The sequence below is a fragment of the Priestia sp. P5_B4 genome (genome assembly GCF_056400385.1).
This window is the reverse complement of record NZ_JBFULJ010001159.1, coordinates 1-983: the sequence shown is the minus strand read 5'-3', so window position 1 is coordinate 983 and position 983 is coordinate 1. Positions and strand designations below refer to the sequence as shown.

Genomic DNA, 983 nt, shown 5'->3' with positions numbered 1-983 from the left:
CATTTAATACTGCCTGTACTTCGTCCTTTTCAAAAACTGCCATATATTCATAAGGTAAAGCCAAAACTTGAATAAGAGAGGGGCGAATCTTTAATAATTGGTATGCATAAAAAGCTTCTAGTTCTTCTGTATCATCTTCTTCGTTTACAGCTCCTATATACCAACCTGAATCTCCTTGTTCACAATCACTGCTTCTTTGTAAGTAAATACTATCTACCTCTAATATATTTTTGGCCACAACCACCTTATCACTAAACCTGACTGTTTCACCATTATTAATATTTAGTTTCCGTAAAAAGTGAACTTGCTCCAACTGTACCCATAGAGCAAGCGTTAGATCTTCTGTATCGTCCTCAAATGGATTCTTTGAATAATCTGGTGAAAGAATATGATACTCTTCACCTTTTATAGAAACAATAAACCTTGACCACCCTATTTGTATAGAAAAACCTTCAACCCATTTTTCGGTTTCTATGGTTTCAAAGATACTAAAAAGGTTCTCAACCTGCATTTCTAATTCATTTTCAGCTTGAATTACAAATACTTTACCACTTATATTTTTAACGAATTTTTTCAATTATTCTAACCTCTCTTCTATAGCTTTTTTTAAAGCCTCTCTCGCTTGAGCTTCTAGCTTTAACATTTGTTGTCTTACTTCTTCTGGCACATCTCCTAACTTAGAATGTCCCCTCCATTCACTCCAATTATGAGCTCCTTTAGAAGCATTAGTAGATTTACCAAGCCCAACAAAGTTTTCTTCTAAATTTAAAACTTCTACCTGCGCTTCCTTAGTTAGTTGGTTAAACCCTTCAAACTGCGTTATTTCTTTCATGGAAACAATATGATCAGCTTCTAGTTTTTGAACTTCATACCCATAAACAGGGTCAATTTTAGGACCTTCTGGATTTACCTTTTTTCTTATTTGGTTATTGGGTGTCTTTTTTCTTAATGCTTTATAATCTTTTTTAGATATTCCATTACTC

At 33.6% G+C, this 983-nt stretch carries 1 protein-coding gene and 1 pseudogene; both read right to left on the bottom strand.

The genetic code is table 11. The annotated features are described in order from the left end of the window. Positions 1 to 577: immunity protein Imm33 domain-containing protein (locus AC1DRF_RS29600; protein ID WP_477742518.1), on the bottom strand; the 577-nt coding region annotated here is incomplete at its 3' end. Continuing rightward, positions 578 to 983, bottom strand: a pseudogene (locus tag AC1DRF_RS29595) (T7SS effector LXG polymorphic toxin); the annotation flags it as partial. It abuts the gene before it with no gap.